This is a genomic window from Lentibacillus kapialis, assembly GCF_014646635.1.
GTDB lineage: Bacteria > Bacillota > Bacilli > Bacillales > Amphibacillaceae > Lentibacillus > Lentibacillus kapialis.
Window position 1 is genome coordinate 1 of sequence record NZ_BMNQ01000092.1, and the last position, 6,494, is coordinate 6,494.

The window sequence follows — 6,494 nt, forward strand, 5'->3', positions numbered from 1 at the left end:
AGGCATCCAGCGTTTTATAGAAAGGGAACGCAGCCCATTTCAGTCTCTTTTCCACTTGCTTCTCATCCCGACGTTTTTGCTCATAAGATGCCAGGCGATGAAGAAACGTTCGATAGGTCCAATCTTGGGTGTTTTTGCCCAACCCCTCGAAAAGGTATATTTCAGAATAATCCAAAAATACACCCCCTAATACATTCAGACATTAAAGATTCGCTTCATACTCTTTGACCCTTCTATAAAACGTGTTGCTTTTCATGCCCACTCGCTTCATGGCTTCGACTGCCGTGATTTTATTTTGTTTCCATTCAGGGTAAACCGCTTTAAAAGTATCATCGATCTTATGCTTTTTCCTTCCAAATTTAACACCATTTTGCTTGGCAATTCGAATACCTTCTTCCTGTCTTTCTCTTGTTCGTTTACGCTCATCTTCAGCCATATAACTTAATAATTGCAGGATTAAATCAGAAATCAAGGTTTCAAGGCCATCCAGGTCTTTATATTTCATTGTGTTGAGCAAAGGCATATCTAGCACGGCAATATCAATTTGCTTGGTTTTGACGAGGTCTTGCCATTCGTCCAAAATCATTTGTTTATTACGTCCCAGTCGATCCAACGATTTGATATATAAAGCGTCTCCTTCTCGAAACATTCGTTTCATCAATTGGTACTCAGGTCTCCTAAAGTCTTTACCGCTCGCTTTGTCTACAAAAATATATTCTTCTGGAATGCCAATGTCTTTGGCAGCTTCAAGTTGTCTTTCTAATGATTGATCTTTACTGCTGACTCGTGCATAGAAAAAAGATCTCACGATGTTTCACACCTTCCCAAAGTGAATAATTGATTTCTTAGATGATATGTAGGAAAACTTATATAACTATTGTAAGTTTGTTTCAAAATATCTACAAGTTTATAGACATGTTTCAAAATGATTTATGTTATACTTATGACAGATAAAATGACGATAAAAAGACTCTTTCAAAAGGTTTACTTTTTGAAAGAGGGAAAGGAAGGAGAAACGATGACGGTTGAAACCACGAAAACACACCAAAAACGAATAAGCATTTTGGGGAAGGATGAATTTACAGCACTCTTTGAAAGGCCGCATTTTACATATGAAGATCGTTGTTATTATTTTTCTCTTTCCCAGCCCGAGAAAGAGTTGCTACAAAATCTGCATTCCTTTAAATCTAAAATTTATTTCGTGCTGCAACTTGGTTATTTCAAGGCCAAGCACCTATTTTTCACATTTGATCTCCATGAAGTAAAGGAAGATCTTCAATACGTGCTGAAACAACATTTTAATGATAGAAAAATGGTTGATTTAAGTACCGTTCATAAGTCAACTCGTTTCAAGCAGCAACAATTGATCCTTGAACGATTCAATTACCGCAGTTGTGGTTCTGAGGAAAGAAAACAAATTGAAAAAAAGGCCTATCATGCCGTCACCATTTCCGGTAAACCCATTTTTATCTTCCGTGAAATCATGAATTATTTAAATGAACAACGTATTGTTGTGCCAGGATACAGTTTTATTCAAGAAACAGTGAGTCAGGCAATCACCTTTGAACAAAATCGATTAACAGCCATCATGCATAACCATCTAAAACAGCCTGATATCCAGGCATTGAAGGCACTACTCGAAGATGCTCAAGGGTTATATGAAATCACACTGCTTAAACGTGAACCTAAGGATTTTAGCCTGAAAGAAATCAAACGTGAGATTAACCGAGGGGAGCAAATCCAGTCTTTATACCAACTTGCTCACACCCTTTTGCCCAAGTTAGGCGTTTCGAATGAAAGCATTAAATACTTTGCATCATTGGTCAATTATTACTCTGTTTACAAACTCAAAAGGCTGGATGAGTGGTTGGTGTACGTTTATTTATTATGCTTTGTGTATTATCGCTATCAGCGTATGAATGACAATCTGATCAATACCTTGATTTACAATGTTCGGCGATACATCGATGAATCCAAGTCAACGGCTAAAGATCAAATATATCAGCACTATGCGGAAAATCGACAAAACATGAAAAAGGCTGGCGAAGTGCTTCAATTACTCACTGACGACAGCATTGAGGCTGACACCCCTTTTGGCGATATTCAAGCGAGAGCTTTTTCTATCTTGGAACAGCAAAAACTTACTAATCTTGCCGATCAAATCGCCACGAATGCAAAGTGGGATGAAACAATTCTCCAATGGGAACACATTGACCAATTAGCTCGTCAATTTAAACGTCATTTACGCCCTTTGCTGCTTATGGTTAAATTTGCTGCTCCCTCCAAAAATGATCCACTTATGGAGGCTATAGATTTTATAAAGCAAGCTTTTCATCAAAATAAACCGTTAGGGCAATATGCTGCAGATCATTTACCTCAACGCTTTATATCGGATAATATGAGGCGTTACATCTATGAACAAGACTCTGATGAGGAAAAGAACATCAAAGTTGATCGCTATGAGTTTCTTATTTATCGGCTTTTGCGTAATCGACTGGAAGCAGGGGATGCTTTCTGTCGTGAAAGCATTCGATTTCGTAGTTTTGAGGATGATCTCATTGATGATGAAAAGTGGCAACAGAAAGACAAATTGTTGGCTGATGCTGGTTTAATAACTTTCCGCCATCCTATCCATGAGCATTTAGCCGAATTAAAGCAACAACTTGAAGGGCGTTTAACAAAGGTGAACCAACGAATTGCGTCTGGCGAAAATGAACATGTCCATAAAAAACGGGGACGCCATGGCCGATGGACGCTTTCCAATACACGGGACACGGAATCCATCAATCATACCTTTTTTGATGCACTAAGGCCAATTGATATTGGAAGTGTTTTGCATTACGCCAATCAACATTGTTCTTTTATGGAAGCGTTTGATCACATTTTAGGTCGGTATGCCAAGCAGTCAAGAGAAGATCATGTTCTGGTCGCTTGTCTAATTGCTTGGGGTACCAATATGGGATTAGGTCGGATGGGAGAAATCTCTGATATCCGTTATCCTTCCCTTGTGGCCACGTCCGATAACTTTATTCGATTAGAGACATTAAAGGAAGCCAATGACCGGATCAGTAATGCAGTAACTGAGCTGCCAATCTTTCACCATTATGATATAGATGATACCATTCATTCAAGCAGCGATGGTCAAAAATTCGAAACGCAAATCAATACCATGAATTCGCGTCATTCACCTAAATATTTTGGTTTAAAAAAAGGGATTGTTTCTTACACCATGGTTGCTAACCATATTCCCGTCAACGCCCGGATTATTGGGGCGAATGAGCATGAAAGTCATTACGTATTCGATATCCTATATAACAACACAACTGACATTCAGCCTGAAGTGCATTCTACCGACACTCATGGAACCAATGAAGTTAATTTTTCAATTCTTCACTTTTTCGGTTATCGGTTTGCTCCTCGTTACAAGGATATTTATGGTACCGTAAACAGATCATTATATGGCTTCCAACATCCAAGTCAATACGGCGATATATTGATCAAACCCGTTCGAAAAATCAACACAGATCTGATTGCTGAGGAATGGGAGAATATCCAGCGTATTGTTTTATCTTTGGCTTTAAAAACCACAACACAGAGCATCATCGTTGGGAAATTAAGTGCTTATGCTCGTAAAAACAAAACCAAGCGTGCATTGTGGGAGTATGATAACATCATCAAAAGCCTATACTTTCTAGATTATATTGATTCGCCACCCTTGCGCCAAAATGTGCAACGAACCTTAAACCGGGGTGAGAGTTACCATAAATTGCGCCGAGCTGTATCGCATGCTAACTTTGGCAGATTGCGTTTCAAAACCGAACAAGAGCAACAAATCTGGAGCGAATGTAGCCGTCTCATCGCTAATTGCATCATCTATTACAATGCCAGCATTTTATCAAATATGTTGACTTACAGAGAAAACCAGGGGCAGGATTCAGATGTATTAAAGCAAATTTCTCCCGTGGCATGGCAGCATATTAATTTATATGGACATTACGAATTCAATAAATCCCACGAATCGGTCAACATGAACACCATAATTCAAGAGTTGGCTCAACATGAAATTGTCACTGAATAATATGATGTTTTTAAATTTGATTTTTTTAGGACATATGCAAGAATGTTTGTATAAGTTTTCATAACAGAGTAAAAAAAGGAGGAATTCTTAATGAGGCAAATGCCTCTTGTTGTTATAACTTTTCTGATAGGTTTTATCTTAGCAGGATGTAGTGCTGGTAACCAACAGGATAATACAAATGACGAGAAGGGTCCTAGTTCATCTAATGTTGATAATTTAGAAAAGGAAGAAGGTATCGTTGCAAATATAAAGGAACCTGAGAATGTAAGTGAAGACAAAGATGATGCCTATGCTGATTGGTACTATATGTTAGTTATTCCGGGTATTGAGGATGTTGATATTTCCGAAAAAACAAAAGATGAATTGGAAGGCTTAGCTCAAGAAAATGATGGCGCCTATTATAATGTACATCCAGATTTGTATAACGAAAATGACTTAGATGCAGGGGTAAAGGTGAATATTTATTGGGATAAAGAAGAGGGAGAAAGAGAAATGAATCCTCCTGTACGTGATGCTGAGAAAATTGATGTTATTTCAGAATAACATGGTCAACTGATATAAATGGTGCCGAAAAAACGCAGAGAAACAAATTCCCTGCGTTTTTTCACATTATTCTTTACAAAATTAGAAATATTTTTATTATATTCTTACTTCGTATAAACAGTCATCCCGACAGCAGCACGAAGATTATCTGCAGGGGTAAATGAACTCTTTCCTGATACTTCACCACTATGAATTCCGATAGCATTACCGCTATAGAACCACGGACTACCACTGTCGCCTTTTTTTGTAACATGACTTTTAACTAATGTTAAACCATCATACTTTTTAGTGGATACACCTACTTGGTCTACTGTAGTACATTTTTTTCCAGTTCTGTTACCGTAATTACATACATTTATTCCCACACGAGGACTTTGTATGTTTGTTGCATAGCGTTTTTCACCGCTGTCATAGTAGAAAGTGCGAGTAGCTGTTTTGTTCCCGGTATCATAATAAGCAACATCGCCATCGTTTCCCTGATGTCTAGCTTGTCGCGTAACCGTTGTTGATCCACCGTCCCCAGCTTCATTACTGTATGTGCGTGTTGGATTACCTTTAGCACAGTGGCCGGCTGTAGAAATGCCTTTTATGTTACCATCATGGACTGTAAATCCTGCTGAACAAGTACCTAAATCACCGCCGCCTCGAATATACTTATCTTCATCAGCATTATTTAAATGGTCCACGAATTCAACATCCAATTCCATATTGGAGTTTTCTGGTTGACTATCCTTCAATTCTTTCAATGAATCTTCCTTCTTATTTTGTGCTAGAGAAGCCTTGGGTTCTGCTTCTATATTTATTTCACCCGTTTGAATGTCATAAAACCCATTTGCATCCTCAATATTATTATGATTGTAAGCCTCTTCTTGAGTTGATTTCATCTCAGATTTTAACTCATCTTCTGAATACCCTTTATTCGCTTTTAGTTTGACTTTAAAAGGCAACGAATCTGCTTCTTTTACTGCCTCGTCTGGTATATTACCTTTAAAGCCCACCCATACGCCGTTGTGTTCATCATCCATGGATGCACCAGCAAAACGATCGGGATAGGTTTCTTCCATCTTATCAGCATAATCCAGGAATTCATCTTGACCACCATTTCCTTTGATTGCCTCAAAAAAGCTAATATCTTCTTCCTCTGCAATTGTTTTAAGGTCTTCTAGTTCAGCTAGGCTCATATCATCGATAGTTATGTCTGGAGGAAGAGTTGGGAGTTTCCCAGATTCTTCATTGCTTTCGGTATTCGCTTCGAACTTGCCTCCTTCTCCCTTATCAACTTTTTCTTCAACGTATTCATCTATTGCCTTTTCCAAAGAAATATCTTTTTCATTAGCTGATTTCTTTAACTTTTCTATTTCTGGGTAACTTTCAGCTTCATTATCAAGTGTGATATCTTTGTTGTGGGACGTGTCTGCAAATGAGGTGTTAGTGGCAAAAAACCCAAGACCTATTAACGTAAGTACGGAAACTGTTAAGAATAACCATCTTTTCTTCAATTTTCTTTCCTCCTATAATATTAATAGTCCTGATGTCTGTCTGTAAAAACTTGTTAAGAAAACGCTAACATAAATTTATTATTCTAGCAAGATTCTCTCTATTTCACCTTAATTTGGTATTAGGAAGTTTTTTTCTACTACATAACTAATGTGTTAGCTTTCGAAATCTCTATCTTTTATCGGTGGTAGGATAAATATATTTTAATATTCTGAAATATACCTTTTCGAGGGGTTGGGCAAAAACACCCATCTTCGGACTCTGCTTGTTGCACTAGTGCAGGCAGGTGCTGAGCGCTTTCGGACAATCGTAGCGAACGCAATTGCTGTTGAAGTTGTTCAAGTGTCTGAGTCATACGGATGCTCCTTCCAGTAAG

General features: G+C 38.0%; 4 protein-coding genes and 1 pseudogene. 2 read left to right on the forward strand and 3 right to left on the reverse strand.

Annotated features, from left to right (window positions below):
* Positions 1 to 202: 202 nt before the first annotated feature.
* Positions 203 to 808, reverse strand: a complete 606-nt coding sequence (locus tag IEW67_RS17230) for a recombinase family protein (protein WP_188634315.1) — start codon at positions 806 to 808, stop codon at positions 203 to 205.
* A gap of 210 nt (positions 809 to 1,018) precedes the next feature.
* Between IEW67_RS17230 and IEW67_RS17235 the strand changes: the two genes are divergently transcribed.
* Positions 1,019 to 4,078 (forward strand): Tn3 family transposase, encoded by a 3,060-nt coding sequence (locus tag IEW67_RS17235; protein WP_188634316.1) that lies wholly within the window; start codon positions 1,019 to 1,021, stop codon positions 4,076 to 4,078.
* A gap of 90 nt (positions 4,079 to 4,168) precedes the next feature.
* On the forward strand, positions 4,169 to 4,621 hold the full coding sequence (locus IEW67_RS17240) for a hypothetical protein (protein ID WP_188634317.1): 453 nt from the start codon (positions 4,169 to 4,171) through the stop codon (positions 4,619 to 4,621).
* A 104-nt stretch (positions 4,622 to 4,725) separates the two neighbouring features.
* On the opposite strand, the gene IEW67_RS17245 is transcribed toward IEW67_RS17240, so the two are convergent.
* Positions 4,726 to 6,120 carry a S1 family peptidase gene (locus IEW67_RS17245; protein WP_188634318.1) on the reverse strand — a complete coding sequence of 465 codons (1,395 nt, stop codon included), beginning with the start codon at positions 6,118 to 6,120 and terminating at the stop codon, positions 4,726 to 4,728.
* A 176-nt stretch (positions 6,121 to 6,296) separates the two neighbouring features.
* Positions 6,297 to 6,494: pseudogene (locus tag IEW67_RS18260) on the reverse strand (hypothetical protein); the annotation flags it as partial.